The organism is Acinetobacter sp. LCT-H3 (genome assembly GCF_001866125.1).
Classification (GTDB): domain Bacteria; phylum Pseudomonadota; class Gammaproteobacteria; order Pseudomonadales; family Moraxellaceae; genus Acinetobacter; species Acinetobacter schindleri.
Genome location: NZ_MODX01000010.1, coordinates 67,481 through 81,530, shown reverse-complemented (window position 1 = coordinate 81,530; position 14,050 = coordinate 67,481). Strand labels below are relative to the sequence as shown.

Here is a 14,050-nt window from a genome sequence, read left to right as displayed (position 1 = left end):
TTACAACCTCAATACGATGTCACTAAATTAGTACTCAAGTGGATGTCTTAAATTAGAGCTTTGTTCCACAGGTATAATAGTGACAGAAAGTTCCCTGATATTCTATAAAATTCAGCGCATGTACGACATACGCTGACGCTTGAATTTAATCATCATTATATGACCAATGCTGGTCAAATAGCTGACTATTTTCGTCTCTAAATTTGCTGATGTCACGGCGATCTTTTTTACTTGGTCGGTGATCCGGACGAGCAAGATTATGCAACTTTCTTTGTGATGCAATCAATTCCCGTCGGGCAATACTGACTTCAGTTTCTTCATAAAGTGTTTGCGCAACTGGAGCAGGGCCACGGACATCAGATAGTTCTTTGACAACAACAGTTTTCTTGTCAATGCCTTGTTGGACCGTGATTTCCATGCCGATCCGGACTTCACGGGAGACTTTGACACGTTCGCCGCCAATATGCACCTTGCCGCCTTCAATGGCATTCTTGGCAATGGAGCGCGTTTTGAAAAAACGTGCCGCCCACAGCCATTTATCTATACGCATGCCTACCGCATCTTCGGGTAAAGACGATTTACGCATATTGCTTGTTAACCTCAGCCTGATTTAAATATGTGATTAAATCTGTTAATTGGTGCAGCATCGGGTAATTGCAAGTCTCGCGAGCAACTTTGCTGGAGGAGGGCTGTTTAATACTGAACAAATTCTGAATGCCATAGGCTTTGGCACCATTCAATACTTTTTCCGTATCATCAATAAAATAGACTTGCTCAGGATCAAAGGGATGCAGGGTGTTTAAACCTTGCCAGAATTCAACAAACTCCTTGGCATGCCCAATGGTTTCAGAGCTGACAATCACGTCAAAATAATCTTTGAGTTGCAGATGTTCCAATTTGAAGCTGAGTCCGGCACAGTCGGCATTGGTGGCCAGCCAGATCGGGTAACCATTTGCCTTTAGATAATCCAGTAACTCCAGTGCCTGTGGTCTTAATGCGACTTTGGATTTATGCTCGATTTGCATTGCCAGAACATCCACTTCGACTTTAGCTGTCCAGAAGCGCGATGAGTACCAGTTTAGGGTATGATTATGTTCTTGATAGAATGCATAAAGCGTTGTTCGACTTTGCTCCAGGCTGCAATGGTGCGTTTCAGCATAGCGGACAGGAAGCAGGTTATTCCAGATGAAATCGTCATAGGCAAGATCAAGTAGGGTCCCGTCCATATCAAAAATAATGGGCGGTTTTTCTGAGCAATTCGGCATATAAGGTTTTCTATGTTTAAAGCAGCAACAGCACCACAAGATCCGATGATTTTGCAGTTTGTGCCCATTTTGACACAGGCTTGTGAAATTTTGCGAGAAGAATATCAGCAATATTGTTCCGGTGCTGCTTTTGACATTGAAAGGAAAAAGGATGATTCGCCTGTGACGCAAGCCGATTACCGGGTCAATACTTTTTTGACTCAGGTCCTCGCTGAAATTTCTGATTTACCGTTACTTTCTGAAGAAGGTAAACAGGAAGGCCGTCAGGCATGGTCCGCATTCTGGCTGCTCGATCCTCTGGATGGCACTAAGGAATTTCTGCATCAACGACCCGAATTCACTATTAATCTGAGCCTGGTCAAAGATAATCTGACGACTTTTGCCATTCTTGCAATTCCGGCACAACAGCTTATCTATTTCTGTCCAGAACAAGGTATGCCGCTGAAATATGACATTCAGCAAGATTGCTGGCATGAATATTTTCCAGCATCTCAACAAGACACGGTGCATATTGGTCTAAGTCAGAGTAGCCAAAAAAAGCCTAAATATGCGGCCTATCTGGAAAGTCTGGCTAAATTTACTGAGTTTGATGAGTTTAAAGCTGGCAGTGCTTATAAATTTTGCATGATTCTGGAAGATCAGGTGGATATTTATCCGCGTTTCCATCCGACTTGTGAATGGGACACTAGTGCCGGGCAATGTTTGCTGGAACGTATTGGCGGCGGTTTGGTAGATTTTAAGGGACTGCCATTTAGTTATAACCAGCGCGAGACCTTATTAAATGGTGGTTTTATTGCCTATAAGACCAAAGAGATGAAGATATTGGCCTTTAAGGCACTGGCTGATATGCAAGGCAGTGATTGAGCTGTGTAACGTTCATGTTATAGTGAAGATGATTCCGTTGATAGACCAGTTGGCAAGATTGTGGCATTAAAACTGCTTCCACCGAGCATGCTCAGCGCAATAGATTTATTGCCTGATACAAAGACACCTGTGACTCTGTTTACGCGTCATTCCTTACGTGAAGAAGTTGCCGGTCAAGGCCTGGCAGGCTACGACTTGCAATTAACACCACAGGGGCGTGATCTGGCGCAGGAATGGGGGGCTTATCTGGTCAATCAAACTGATCGTCATATTCAGCATTGCATCTCTAGTCCTATTCAGCGTTGTGTCGATACTGCAGCCCTTATGATCGAAGGTGCAGATGCAACCAATAAGGCATCGCATACCCATAACATTGAAATTATCGAACAAGGCTTACTGGTCGAGCCTGGCAGTTTTGTACTGGATATTCAGAAGGCTGGGCCATATTTCAAGAAACAGGGTGCATTAGGTTTTATTAATAGCTTTGTGAATAACGCCTTGCCGGGCATGAAGCATCCGATTCATGGGGTGGTCGATGTACTGGAATTAATCTATAACACGCATCCAAAAACGCCGTATGGACTCAGTCTGGCAGTAAGTCATGACACGATTCTGGCAGCCATGATTGCAGTCATGTCAGGTCATCAGGAAGTTAGCCGGGAAGACTGGCCGAAAATGATGGAAGGTTTGTTTGTCTGGTTTGAAGGCGATGTGTTTGAGGAGTCTAAACTGAAATGGATCTGGCGCGGTAAGGTGTATGAACTGGATATTTCCCAGTTTCAGAATGCGGAATTACACACCAGGAAATAAGTTAAAAGCTCAATCATGAGGGGTGAGCTTTTTACATTTGTCTTATGAAAGTGAAATAGAATAATCATCAAAAATCACTATGCTGATATTTAAACAGATATTCAAGTATGGGAAAAACAATGAAAACCATCACAATTTTAAGTTTGGTTATTATGGTGGGTCTAAGCGCCTGTCAGAAACGTGATACGGATTCGCCAGAGCAGGACAAGACCACCACGCCACATTCTATGGATAAGGATCAATAATTCAAATATTAAACTGGCTGATATTTCCGTTCTTACTTTTATCAATCCTATTTTGGGTGCGAAATAGGATTTCCATAAGTTTTAAAGAATATTTTAAAAATATTGGGAAATAAGGAAGAAGAATTGAGTGGAAATAATCTTGTAAAGTTTATTTATTAAAAAATGATCTTTTTATTGAATAGATCATTTTGTTGATTTACTAAATTTTGGGCATAAAAAAAGCCCTAAAAGGGCTTTTTTCATTTGCGATTAGTTAGAAGCTAATGCTTTAACTTGCGCGTTCAAACGGCTCTTATGACGAGCTGCTTTGTTTTTATGGATGATACCTTTGTCAGCCATACGGTCGATTACTGGAACAGCTTTTTTGTAAGCTTCAGTAGCAACAGCATAGTCGCCAGCAGCAATAGCAGCTACTGTACGTTTAAGATAGGTACGAACCATAGAACGCAAGCTTGCGTTGTGTTTGCGTGCTTTAACGTTTTGACGAGCACGTTTTTTAGCTTGAGCAGAGTTTGCCACTCGTGCACTCCTTGAAATAGATTGGTCTGGGCGGGCTGAAACTCAACTGAAAACCAACATCAGAAGAACTATCACCAGCCCGTAAACAAGTGCCATATTTTGAGGAAACTGAGGGCTTAAGTCAAGTCTTGACATGCTTTGACAACATTTTAGTTGCAGAAAAATTCTAAAGAAAACGTTAGATTAGTATTCAGGCAGGGAGATCGTACAAAAAATGACTAAAACCATAACATATCCAATCATCATTGGTGCCACAGGTCTTGTGGGTAAGAGCTTGGTACAACAGCTGGTTAATGAGCCGAGCTGTAAGCGTATCAGTGTCGTGGTACGCAAACACCAGCCAGAGTTTGAGCAATGGCCCAAAGTCAAACAACTGGTCTTTGAGGATTTTCTGATGTTGAATGATCAGGATGTCAGCGGACATACCCATGCTTTCAGCTGTCTGGGTACAACCTTAAAGCAGGCAGGTTCCAAAGATGCTTTTTATAATGTGGACTATACCATCAACGCCCATTTTGCCGAGCTGGTTCAACAGACGGATGCGCATTATCTGCTGATTAGTGCCATGGGGGCGAATGCTGAATCCTGGTTTTTCTATAATCGGGTCAAAGGCGAGCTGGAAGATTATATCCAGACCTTAACGCTGGAACGAATCAGTCTGATCCGGCCATCTTTATTAATGGGTGAGCGTGGTCATCAACGTTTACTGGAAGATGCTGCACAGAAACTCTATGGCAAGTTTTCGCATTTGGTACCGGATTCTTTTAAATACAAGCCAGTGACAGCCGAGCAGGTGGCTCATACTATGGTATATGCAGCCCTGAATCAGACTGTGAAATTTGAAATTTATGATAATTTAGCCATACAAAAAATGAAATGAGGGTAAAAATCGTGTCCAGCGTACCATTTGTAACTTGTGACCTGCTTGATGATAATCTAGATAAAGACCTGCAGGTTGTAACACCATGCCTGGATGGCAAGTTTTTTAAAAGCTATGGTGCACGTAAAAGCTTTGGTGGCCAGATTGTCACAGTAAAGTGCTTTGAAGATAATTCTCGTGTCAAAGAATTACTGGCAACTGATGGTGCAGGCAAAGTCCTGGTGGTGGATGGTGGTGCTTCGATGCGCTGTGCACTGATGGGTGACCTGATTGCTGAATCAGCAGTAAAGAATCACTGGAATGGTGTAATTATTTACGGTTGTGTACGTGATGTGGATGCGATTGCCGAACTGGATCTTGGTGTGCATGCCTTAGCTTCGATTCCTCAAAAGAGCAACCGCAAAGGTATTGGGGAAGTCGATGTTCCACTGTACTTTGGCGGCGTGACTTTTCAATCAGGTGAATACGTTTATGCGGACAATAACGGGATCGTGCTGTCTAAAGAAAAACTGGTGGACTAATCCTGTTTATTGAAAACATACAAAAATCAGCTATACCGTGAAAGTCAGGCAGTTTAGATTGCTGCTTTCACGGCTTTAAAACAATAAAGAGGACAGACGATATGTTAGGCCATCAGATTAAAGTAGTACAGGCATTGGCATCCGCATTTCTGGAAGGTGGACGAGGAGTTTCCGGAACGCCATTTCCAAACCAGCCTGAAAAACCCTTAAAGCTTTATGAGTACGAAGGCTCGCCATTCTGTCGCCGTGTCCGTGAAGTGATGACTTTACTCAACCTTGATTATGAAGTGTATCCATGCCCACGAGGCGGTAAACGCTTCCGTCCTGAAGTAAAACAGCAGGGAGGCAAACTCCAGTTCCCATTTTTAGTAGATGAAAATACGGGAGATAAGCTTTACGAATCTCAGGATATTATTCACCACCTGTTTAAGCATTATGGCAAAACTGGTAAGACTCCGGCGAAATATTCAAATTATCCAAAGGTGCCGGTGGCTGCAATTGCCGGTACGATGCTCAACGGTTTACGCGGTGGTATGGCAAAACCATTAAAGAAAAATAAACCTGCACCTGAACAGCTTCTGGAGCTGTGGGGGTTTGAAGCCAGCCCGTATACCCGTATAGTCCGTGGTGTATTGTCTGAGCTGGAAATTCCTTATATCTACCACAATGTGGCGAAAGAACGCTGGCAAGATTATGGCCCAGCCAAGCTACGCCTAAAGCCAGGAAAATATGAGCCCTTGCCAGGCGGTAAACGCGAACAGCTGTTCACCATGATGGGGAATAATATCCAGGTGCCTTATCTGGTCGATCCGAATACCAATGTAAAAATGTTCGAATCTAAAGATATTGTGAAATATCTAAAAGGTCAGTATGGCGCTTAATTTTCGTAAATTTTTTAATTAAAGAATTTCCTGAGTCACCAACAAAAAAGAGGATCAAATGACCCTCTTTTTTTGTTTCTTATTCTTCTTCAGCAGGCGGAACCAGCATCAGGATGGATTCATTGAGTAGATCTGCCAGGTCTTCCAGCATATCTTCATCAGCAAAGTCCAGATTGAGCATCACAGACTCACCATTGGCGATCAGCTTGAGTTTTTCTGTAAAAGCTTCTGAGACACATAAACCTTCACCATTGCCCCAGAATAGTATTTCACCATCTTCTTCAGTATAAAGCAGGCGTGATGCAGGCTCGAGCATAATGCTATAGCCTTGGTCTAATGCTTCTTTTAGGTCGCCAGTACCAATTTCTTCAGCTTCTGGAATATTTTCTGGGTATTTAGGTTCAGACAACAGTCTCATGATGGCATCTTCAAGTACATTGGAGTTATGCAGCTGCTCTATGATTTTACTTTTCAGATATTCAAGCTCATTAGTTGTGACTTCACCGGCAGCACTGATTTGATCACGAATGATATCAGTTAGGGGATTACGTAAAACTTCATTTTCAGCAAACTTGTCCCCAACACGGTCCATCATGTCACTGATATTTGGCATACGGAAACCAAAAGAGAAAGTTAAACAGTCATCTTCAGCTACGCCGTAGTGTGAAAGCCCAGGTGGAACATACAGTAAGTCGCCTGGAGCAAGAACTTCATCAAAGTTTACATCTATTTCTGGAAGTAATTTTAATGGCTGACCCGGAACAAACTCAGTCTCTGCATTACACATCTGACCTAATTGCCAGCGACGATGACCATAACCTTGTACAAGGAAGACATCATAGAAGTCGAAATGCTTGCCTACAGAACCACCCTGAGGCGCATATGACACCATGATGTCATCACGGCGCCATTGTGGAATGAATGGAAATTTTTTCCAGAGTTCCGATAAATCAAAGGAATAATGATCTACTGCCTGAACAAGGAGTGTCCATAATTTAGGCATTTTCTGGAAATCAGCTTTTAGTAAAGGTGAAGATTTCACTGACCATTGGTTCGGGTCGCGGTCTTTTTGCTTGATCAAGCGTGCAGTGACGTTTTCATCCAGAGCCAGCTCCATGACATCATCAGGTTCAAGCAGGTCAGCAATTTCAGGCATGGCATTACGTACAAGGAGAGGTTTTTTCTGCCAGTATTCAGCAAGGAATTGTTCAGCGGTAATTCCGCCTAATACATCTAAAGGTTGGGACATAGGATTAACTACAAGATAAATTTTGCTTATTGTCCCTTGAGTTATTGAATGGTGCAAGCGAGATGGTAAGAAATAGGTCTTTTATAAATACCAGGAGAGCAAACTAAGTAATATTTATTTTCATAAAATAAATGATGAGAATTTTATTTAAAAATTAATCTATTAAAAAATTTTAGCGCTCTTAAAAATTGAATAAGAAGAATAGCATTTTGAATGAAGGATAAGAATTACAAAGATATGAACCAAATTAGAGTAGCTCAATTAAAAGTGATAATTATGTAAATAAAATAGTGAAAAACATACTTTGATTGACATAAGTGGCGAAATGACACAATTTTTTGTAAGGAGAATAAAAATAATTTGGTAAATAAAATGAAAGAAATTCAATTAATTAATAAAAAAACAAAAGAAAAAATACAGATGAATGCTGATACGGTTCGAATTGATCAAAGCTCCATTGTAAAAATCAAAATTTCTAAATCAGATATTGTCCAGATGTCTCAAGACGGTACAAATCTGATTTTAGTATTGAGAAGTGGCGAAAGATTGGTGGTTGAAAATTTTTATGCAAACAATCATGAAGATTTAACGTCTAGTCTTGTGATTGAAGAGCAAAGCGGTACTTTATATTGGTTTGATGAGGTGACCAAGCAATATAAGCAAATTTCAAGGACAGATACATTATTACCATCTTCCTCGTTTCTTGCAGAAAATTGGGAGTGGATAGCGATTGGTACATTACTCATTGGTGGGGTTGCAGCGACAGACAGTGGTGAAGTTGAAGATGATGAACAGTTGGACCTAGTAGCACCTGAACCGGAACCTGAGCCGGAGCAACCACAACCGGAAGTTCCAGTAGAACCAGAGCCGGAACCAGAAGTGCCAGTAGAGCCAGAACCTGAACCAGAAGTACCGGTAGAGCCTGAACCTGAACCGGAAGTGCCAGTAGAACCTGAGCCGGAAGTTCCGGTAGAACCAGAACCGGAGCCGGAAGTGCCAGTAGAGCCAGAACCTGAACCTGAACCAGAAGTGCCAGTAGAACCTGAGCCGGAGCCAGAAGTACCGGTAGAATCACAACCGGAACCAGAAGTGCCAGTAGAACCTGAGCCAGAGCCAGGGCAACCAGAACCAACAATTCCCACACTTCGACTAGCTCGACTTAAGCTGGTTAAACAAAATGAAGATACCGTTCCTGATCAAGAAGCTATGAGCAGATTCAAAACATCACAAGAATTTATGAGGAATAGCTCTGAAGAGCAACAAGTGGCAGTTGATACTAATCATGATGTTATTCCATCAGATGGGAACGAGGACCTTATTGATGCTAAACAGCTCATAGATTTCATTTCTTCGGGCTTGGATAGCAATATGCAAGTTTATAAAATGCTAAATACAGCGGATGCGATTTCAAATTTCAACAATCAGATGAATCTGTTGTTAGAGGGTATAGAAAAAGAAAGTAGTTTGATGAATATCGACTTTATGCGATCAGATACAGTTTCATTAGCTGAGCTGCTTTCTGATTCTAGTCATGTAGACAATATTATTGTAGTAGGGAATGAAGGGGATCAAATTATTATTCAAACTGATGCTGAAGAGGTTGCGCAAGCCAGCGATCCGTTGATATTGGAAAATCAATCAGATCTCATGTTGCAACAGCTTTTATCTGAGCAGCAACAGATTATTGGTTAAATATTTACCTGATCGATAGTTGCTAAAAAGCAGTCCTAAAACTGCTTCCTTACTAATTTTTAAGGCACCAGGATATCCAGCTCACGCAAGATATTGCATAGTTTGATCATCGGCATGCCCATTAACGTCGTCTGGTCCTGACCAATCATTTCTTCAAACAGACTAATGCCTAAGCTTTCACATTTAAAGCTACCAGCGCAGTGCAGAGGCTGTTCAATGTCAATATAACGTTCGATTTCAGCTTGAGATAGCTTGCGGAATTTTACCTTATAATGCTCAACCAGAGTTTGCTCAAAACCGCTAGATTTCTGTTGTACGCTCAGTGCTGTACTAAAATATACAATCTTGTCTGAATTGGCCTGTAACTGGCGAACTGCCTTTTCAGCAGTTAAGGGCTTGCCGATAAAAATATCTGGTGCGCCTTCACGCCAAGCCACCTGGTCAGAGCCAATGACGATTGCATCTGGGTGTTGCTCAGCCACATGTCGGGCTTTTTCAAAAGCCAGTCGCTTGGCTAAGTCATCCGCATGATTTTCACCTTGCGGTGATTCATCGATATCCGGGACGATCGATACGTAGTCAAGACGTAAGCGATTCATCAATTCTTTACGGGTCTGGCTGGAAGAGGCCAGAATAATCTTTGCGGTATTCATTAGACAGCGTATTCTTCTAAAACATGCAGAGGGACATAGGCTAGAACTGCTTTATGGCAGGCTTGCAGCTTGATTGGTGGCGCCTGGCCTGCTTCATAAGCTTCTACCCAGCGGGTCACGCAAATACACCAGAAATCACCTGGCTGAAGCCCCGGAAAACCGACTTCTGGTAATGGTGTAATCAGATCATTACCTACTTTTTGGGAGAAATTTAAAAACTCCGAAGTCATCTGTGCACAAACTGTATGCTGGCCCAAGTCACTAGGGGAAGTGTGGCAGAAACCATTACGGAAGTAGCCGGTAATTGGGTCAAAACAGCAGCTCGCCAATGGCTCGCCCAAAACATTTAAACGGTTTAAATCTGGATCTGGATGTATCGACATGGGTACTGAATCTGATGGATGCTTTTTTCTATCATAACAAAACTTTGGCAATCGTTAGCTTTTCTGCAAAAGATGCTAACCTTTTTCTGCATAATCATTTAAAATCGCCTCGTTTTTAATATCTATAAAGAGAGCTCTAGATGAACTTTCAACGTATGACTGACCTTGACCTTGCGGGTAAGCGCGTTCTTATTCGTGAAGATTTAAACGTCCCTGTTAAAAATGGCGTGATTACTAGCGATGCGCGTTTACGTGCAGCATTGCCAACTATTAAAGCTGCCGTAGAAAAAGGTGCAGCGGTTATGGTGTATTCACACCTTGGTCGTCCAGTTGAAGGTGAGCCTAAAGCTGAACAGTCACTTGCACCTGTAGCAGCATATTTGACTGAAGTATTAGGTCAGGAAGTAAAGTTATTCACTGACTACTTGAATGGCGTTGAAGTTCAACCTGGTCAAGTGGTTTTACTTGAGAACTGCCGCTTCAACGTCGGTGAAAAGAAAAATAACCCTGAACTTGCCGCGAAATATGCAGCACTTTGTGACGTATTTGTAATGGATGCATTTGGTACAGCACACCGTGCAGAAGCATCTACTGAAGGTGTGGCTCGTCTGGCGAAAGTGGCGGCAGCGGGTCCTTTACTTGCAGCAGAATTGGATGCTTTGGGTCGTGCGTTGAAAACTCCTGAAAAACCAATGGTGGCAATCGTTGCTGGTTCCAAGGTTTCAACTAAACTAGACGTATTGACTTCACTTTCTGATATCTGTGATCAATTGATCGTAGGTGGTGGTATCGCGAATACTTTCCTTGCAGCTGCTGGCTACAATGTAGGTAAATCACTGTGTGAAAGTGATTTGATCGACACAGCTAAAGCAATTGCAGCCAAAGTTTCTGTTCCGCTTCCAACGGACGTTGTGGTTGCTGATGCATCTGAAATCAATTTTGATGACTTCCTGGGTTCATTGGCTGCTGCTAAAGCGGTTGTGAAAAAAGTTGAAGATGTTGCTGACAACGACATGATCCTTGATGTAGGTCCAGAAACTGCAAAAGCATTTGCTGAAATTTTGAAAACGTCTAAAACGATTCTTTGGAACGGTCCAGTGGGCGTATTTGAAGTCGATCAATTCGGTGAAGGCACGAAAACTCTATCGTTAGCGATTGCTGAATCGGAAGGTTTCTCGATTGCAGGTGGTGGTGACACGCTTGCTGCGATTGATAAATACAACGTTGCTGACAAAATTGGTTATATCTCGACTGGTGGCGGTGCATTCCTTGAATTTGTCGAAGGTAAAACCCTTCCTGCAGTTGCGGTACTCCTAGAACGCGCTTAATTGCATGTTTTAGCCTAAAAAAAGCTGGCCAAGTGTCAGCTTTTTTTATGTCATTTTTTTTGACAGCGGATACTTACCATTCATGGCTTCGTCATTAAAATGCAATAAATCTGTCATAAGATGCACACATTAAATCACCAAATGATGAGATTACGTGATGAAAAAACAGTTAACTTTAGCGGCATTATTGGCAGCATCATTGGCACTGACTGCATGTGCGAAACAGGAAAATGCCCCAGCAGCTGAAGCAGAAGCTTCGGCAGCTGTTGCAGATGAGACTGTAACGCCAGAACAGCAAGCAGCGATTGATGCAATTGATCAGCCGGTTCTAGATGAAAAAAATACCGACATTCCTGCTGAAATTGCGAATGCTCCGGCAGATGCAGCGACTGCAGACGAGTCAGTTGCAGCAACTTCGGAAGCAGTGGCACCTTAATTGGGTCAATGTGAGACAAAATCCCTGCAAATGCAGGGATTTTTTTTAAATAGTGTTATTTGTTGCTGAATTGAAACCTTTGTGCATGTAGAATATGTGGCATTCACTGGGAGGATATTATGGCTCTTATTTCATTGCGCCAGCTCTTGGATCACGCCGGCGAACATGCTTACGGCGTACCAGCATTTAACGTAAACAACTTAGAACAAATGCGTGCCATTATGTTGGCAGCAGACCAAACAAATTCACCTGTAATCGTACAGGCATCTGCGGGTGCACGTAAGTACGCAGGTGCACCGTTCTTGCGTCATCTGATTTTGGCAGCAATCGAAGAATGGCCACACATTCCAGTGGTAATGCATCAAGACCACGGTACCAGCCCTGACGTATGTCAACGTTCTATCCAGTTAGGCTTCTCATCAGTGATGATGGATGGTTCTTTGGGTGAAGACGGTAAAACACCAACTTCATATGAATACAACGTCGATGTAACTCGTCGTACGGTACAAATGGCGCATGCGTGTGGCGTTTCTGTTGAAGGTGAAATTGGTTGTCTGGGTAGCCTTGAAACAGGTATGGCGGGTGAAGAAGATGGTGTGGGCGCTGAAGGTGTACTCGATCATTCTCAGCTTTTAACTTCAGTTGAAGAAGCGCGTCAATTCGTAGCTGATACTAACGTTGATGCTTTAGCAATTGCTGTAGGTACTTCTCACGGTGCGTATAAATTCACGCGTCCACCTACAGGTGATATTCTTGCGATCGACCGCATTAAAGAAATTCACGAAGCACTGCCAAATACGCACCTTGTAATGCACGGTTCAAGCTCTGTGCCACAAGAATGGTTAGCTGTAATTAACCAGTATGGCGGCGATATCAAAGAAACATATGGTGTTCCTGTTGAGCAACTGGTTGAAGCGATCAAACACGGTGTTCGTAAAATCAATATCGACACAGACTTACGTTTAGCTTCTACTGGTGCAATGCGTCGTATGATGGCTGAAAAACCAAGCGAATTCGATCCACGTAAATTCTTTGCTGCAACAGTTGAAGCAATGAAGCAAATCTGTGTAGATCGTTACGAAGCATTTGGTACAGCAGGTAATGCTGACAAGATTCGTCCAATTTCATTGGAAAAAATGGTTTCTCGCTACTAATTGCTAGCCTGAAATCATGTTTGAAAGCACACAAAAATCTTGTGGGCTTTTTTTGTATTAAAATAGCGTACTTAAAAATACTGATGAGCATGCAATGGAACTGATCTTTGCAGCTGCACTATGCAGCGTCATGGTCTCGATTTTACTCAAGACAGGAAGGAACAGGGGACTCAATCCCATTCATCTGATTGCATGGAACTATGCCACAGCAAGTGTTCTGTGCTATTTCTGGTTTAAACCCGATCTGGCACATGTATCAGTCACTCATACGCCGTGGTTACTGATTTTTGCCCTAGGTATCTTGTTGCCAAGTGTATTTCTGCTACTGGCTCGGGCTTTGCAAACAGCGGGGATCCTAAAGACAGAAATCGCCCAGCGTCTATCAGTCGTACTTTCTCTTGCAGCAGCTTATTTCATCTTTCAGGAACAGTTTAGCCAGCTGAAAATCATTGGAATCGGTCTCGGGATCACTGCGGTGATTTGTATCCTGCTGTCCAATCGAAATGATACTGGCACAGGAATTCGAGGTATGCTGTATCTGGGATTAGTGTGGGTCGGATATGCACTGATTGATGTATTATTGAAATACACCACCAGTTTAGGATTACAGTTCGCTGTGACGCTGAACCTGATGTTCATTTGTGCCTTTATTTTATCAATGGCTTATCTATTGATTAAATATCATCATTTTGGTGATTTGAAGCATATTGGTGCCGGGCTGGTTCTAGGGGGACTGAACTTCGCCAATATAGCGTTTTATGTTAAAGCGCATATGCTGCTAAAAGATACACCAGCGATTGTGTTTGCGGGAATGAATATTCTGGTAGTGGTATTTGGGGTACTTGCAGGCCTGGTCTTCTTTAAAGAGCGCCTAAAGCCTGCAAGCAGTCTCGGGTTGGTGCTGGGGCTTGCCAGCGTTATCTGCTTAGCCTATGCCATGTCTGCTTGACATAGGCACTGGCATAATCTAATGGTAGACGAATCAGGTCTTCTTTTTCAGCTAGGCCCAGAAGCATGCCAGCCTGTCGGCAGTGTGGGCAATGCGGATAACGATGCTGTTCATGCTTATATTGATGTAGATAGATTTTTTCGCAGTGTTTGCATTCAAATTTCATTGGTCTAGATGGAAGAACTGACATGGATACCTCTATTGTTATTCTGAATTATAAG

Annotated in this window: 18 protein-coding genes; 11 read left to right on the top strand and 7 right to left on the bottom strand. The window is 42.6% G+C overall.

All coding sequences use genetic code 11. The features are described 5' to 3' along the window. Positions 1-145: 145 nt before the first annotated feature. Both BK820_RS07505 and BK820_RS07500 read right to left on the bottom strand, forming a co-directional pair. Positions 146-586, bottom strand: coding sequence for an RNA-binding S4 domain-containing protein (locus BK820_RS07505; protein ID WP_004812671.1), 441 nt, complete (start codon positions 584-586; stop codon positions 146-148). Continuing rightward, on the bottom strand, positions 579-1,265 hold the full coding sequence (locus BK820_RS07500; RefSeq protein WP_071320545.1) for an HAD-IA family hydrolase: 687 nt from the start codon (positions 1,263-1,265) through the stop codon (positions 579-581). The genes BK820_RS07505 and BK820_RS07500 overlap by 8 nt, the downstream gene beginning before the upstream one ends. A 12-nt stretch (positions 1,266-1,277) precedes the next feature. On the opposite strand from BK820_RS07500, the gene BK820_RS07495 reads away from it, so the two are divergent. From BK820_RS07495 to BK820_RS15760, 3 genes are all read left to right on the top strand, one after another. Next, on the top strand, positions 1,278-2,129 hold the full coding sequence (locus tag BK820_RS07495) for a 3'(2'),5'-bisphosphate nucleotidase CysQ family protein (RefSeq protein ID WP_071320544.1): 852 nt from the start codon (positions 1,278-1,280) through the stop codon (positions 2,127-2,129). A 60-nt stretch (positions 2,130-2,189) separates the two neighbouring features. Next, positions 2,190-2,939: a histidine phosphatase family protein gene (locus BK820_RS07490; RefSeq protein ID WP_071320543.1), complete on the top strand. Its 750-nt coding sequence runs from the start codon at positions 2,190-2,192 to the stop codon at positions 2,937-2,939. A 119-nt stretch (positions 2,940-3,058) separates the two neighbouring features. Next, a complete protein-coding gene (locus tag BK820_RS15760; protein WP_257230431.1) occupies positions 3,059-3,184 on the top strand; it encodes a hypothetical protein in 126 nt (41 codons plus the stop codon). Positions 3,185-3,433: 249 nt separating this feature from the next. Here the strand turns inward: BK820_RS15760 and rpsT are convergent, their stop codons facing one another. Then, entirely contained in the window at positions 3,434-3,703 is a 270-nt protein-coding gene (gene rpsT, locus BK820_RS07485; protein WP_004786139.1) for a 30S ribosomal protein S20, read from the bottom strand. Positions 3,704-3,917: 214 nt separating this feature from the next. Here rpsT and BK820_RS07480 point away from each other — a divergent pair, with 214 nt between their 5' ends. The 3 genes from BK820_RS07480 (at position 3,918) to BK820_RS07470 (ending at position 5,985) form a co-directional block, all read left to right on the top strand. Further along, a complete protein-coding gene (locus tag BK820_RS07480; RefSeq protein WP_004812676.1) occupies positions 3,918-4,583 on the top strand; it encodes a Rossmann-fold NAD(P)-binding domain-containing protein in 666 nt (221 codons plus the stop codon). 11 nt (positions 4,584-4,594) lie between these two features. After that, positions 4,595-5,104, top strand: a complete 510-nt coding sequence (gene rraA, locus BK820_RS07475) for a ribonuclease E activity regulator RraA (protein WP_071320560.1) — start codon at positions 4,595-4,597, stop codon at positions 5,102-5,104. A 101-nt stretch (positions 5,105-5,205) separates the two neighbouring features. Further along, the gene (locus tag BK820_RS07470) at positions 5,206-5,985 is read left to right on the top strand and encodes a glutathione S-transferase N-terminal domain-containing protein (RefSeq protein WP_071320542.1); all 780 of its coding nucleotides are present in this window, start codon (positions 5,206-5,208) and stop codon (positions 5,983-5,985) included. A gap of 79 nt (positions 5,986-6,064) precedes the next feature. Here BK820_RS07470 and BK820_RS07465 read toward each other — a convergent pair whose 3' ends face one another. After that, complete coding sequence (locus BK820_RS07465; RefSeq protein ID WP_071320541.1) at positions 6,065-7,234, bottom strand: ribosomal protein uL16 3-hydroxylase; 1,170 nt, start codon at positions 7,232-7,234, stop codon at positions 6,065-6,067. A 372-nt stretch (positions 7,235-7,606) separates the two neighbouring features. On the opposite strand from BK820_RS07465, the gene BK820_RS07460 reads away from it, so the two are divergent. Continuing rightward, positions 7,607-8,926: a BapA/Bap/LapF family prefix-like domain-containing protein gene (locus BK820_RS07460; RefSeq protein WP_071320540.1), complete on the top strand. Its 1,320-nt coding sequence runs from the start codon at positions 7,607-7,609 to the stop codon at positions 8,924-8,926. A gap of 59 nt (positions 8,927-8,985) precedes the next feature. On the opposite strand, the gene BK820_RS07455 is transcribed toward BK820_RS07460, so the two are convergent. Both BK820_RS07455 and BK820_RS07450 read right to left on the bottom strand, forming a co-directional pair. Beyond that, positions 8,986-9,579, bottom strand: a complete 594-nt coding sequence (locus BK820_RS07455; protein WP_004812682.1) for a Maf family protein — start codon at positions 9,577-9,579, stop codon at positions 8,986-8,988. Beyond that, positions 9,579-9,962, bottom strand: a complete 384-nt coding sequence (locus tag BK820_RS07450; protein WP_005221773.1) for a DUF2237 family protein — start codon at positions 9,960-9,962, stop codon at positions 9,579-9,581. Before BK820_RS07450 ends, BK820_RS07455 begins: the two co-directional genes overlap by 1 nt. Before the next feature lie 140 nt (positions 9,963-10,102). On the opposite strand from BK820_RS07450, the gene BK820_RS07445 reads away from it, so the two are divergent. The 4 genes from BK820_RS07445 (at position 10,103) to BK820_RS07430 (ending at position 13,829) form a co-directional block, all read left to right on the top strand. Beyond that, positions 10,103-11,290 (top strand): phosphoglycerate kinase, encoded by a 1,188-nt coding sequence (locus BK820_RS07445; RefSeq protein ID WP_008305266.1) that lies wholly within the window; start codon positions 10,103-10,105, stop codon positions 11,288-11,290. A 157-nt stretch (positions 11,291-11,447) separates the two neighbouring features. Further along, complete coding sequence (locus tag BK820_RS07440) at positions 11,448-11,726, top strand: hypothetical protein (RefSeq protein WP_004812685.1); 279 nt, start codon at positions 11,448-11,450, stop codon at positions 11,724-11,726. Between the two features lie 119 nt (positions 11,727-11,845). Then, positions 11,846-12,880: a class II fructose-bisphosphate aldolase gene (fba, locus tag BK820_RS07435; RefSeq protein ID WP_004812686.1), complete on the top strand. Its 1,035-nt coding sequence runs from the start codon at positions 11,846-11,848 to the stop codon at positions 12,878-12,880. A gap of 94 nt (positions 12,881-12,974) precedes the next feature. Continuing rightward, entirely contained in the window at positions 12,975-13,829 is an 855-nt protein-coding gene (locus BK820_RS07430) for an EamA family transporter (protein ID WP_008305263.1), read from the top strand. Here BK820_RS07430 and BK820_RS15085 read toward each other — a convergent pair. Beyond that, positions 13,798-14,019: a hypothetical protein gene (locus BK820_RS15085; RefSeq protein ID WP_004812688.1), complete on the bottom strand. Its 222-nt coding sequence runs from the start codon at positions 14,017-14,019 to the stop codon at positions 13,798-13,800. The two genes, BK820_RS07430 and BK820_RS15085, sit on opposite strands and share 32 nt — an antisense overlap. Positions 14,020-14,050 lie beyond the last annotated feature (31 nt).

Coding starts and splice junctions, on each gene's coding strand:
- BK820_RS15085 (WP_004812688.1), bottom strand. CDS start 14,019: ATGTCAGTTCTTCCATCTAGACCAATGAAATTTGAATGCAAACACTGC.
- BK820_RS15760 (WP_257230431.1), top strand. CDS start 3,059: ATGAAAACCATCACAATTTTAAGTTTGGTTATTATGGTGGGTCTAAGC.
- BK820_RS07500 (WP_071320545.1), bottom strand. CDS start 1,265: ATGCCGAATTGCTCAGAAAAACCGCCCATTATTTTTGATATGGACGGG.
- BK820_RS07505 (WP_004812671.1), bottom strand. CDS start 586: ATGCGTAAATCGTCTTTACCCGAAGATGCGGTAGGCATGCGTATAGAT.
- BK820_RS07450 (WP_005221773.1), bottom strand. CDS start 9,962: ATGTCGATACATCCAGATCCAGATTTAAACCGTTTAAATGTTTTGGGC.
- BK820_RS07430 (WP_008305263.1), top strand. CDS start 12,975: ATGGAACTGATCTTTGCAGCTGCACTATGCAGCGTCATGGTCTCGATT.
- BK820_RS07445 (WP_008305266.1), top strand. CDS start 10,103: ATGAACTTTCAACGTATGACTGACCTTGACCTTGCGGGTAAGCGCGTT.
- BK820_RS07460 (WP_071320540.1), top strand. CDS start 7,607: ATGAAAGAAATTCAATTAATTAATAAAAAAACAAAAGAAAAAATACAG.
- BK820_RS07495 (WP_071320544.1), top strand. CDS start 1,278: ATGTTTAAAGCAGCAACAGCACCACAAGATCCGATGATTTTGCAGTTT.
- BK820_RS07465 (WP_071320541.1), bottom strand. CDS start 7,234: ATGTCCCAACCTTTAGATGTATTAGGCGGAATTACCGCTGAACAATTC.
- BK820_RS07470 (WP_071320542.1), top strand. CDS start 5,206: ATGTTAGGCCATCAGATTAAAGTAGTACAGGCATTGGCATCCGCATTT.
- fba (WP_004812686.1), top strand. CDS start 11,846: ATGGCTCTTATTTCATTGCGCCAGCTCTTGGATCACGCCGGCGAACAT.
- BK820_RS07440 (WP_004812685.1), top strand. CDS start 11,448: ATGAAAAAACAGTTAACTTTAGCGGCATTATTGGCAGCATCATTGGCA.
- BK820_RS07455 (WP_004812682.1), bottom strand. CDS start 9,579: ATGAATACCGCAAAGATTATTCTGGCCTCTTCCAGCCAGACCCGTAAA.
- BK820_RS07480 (WP_004812676.1), top strand. CDS start 3,918: ATGACTAAAACCATAACATATCCAATCATCATTGGTGCCACAGGTCTT.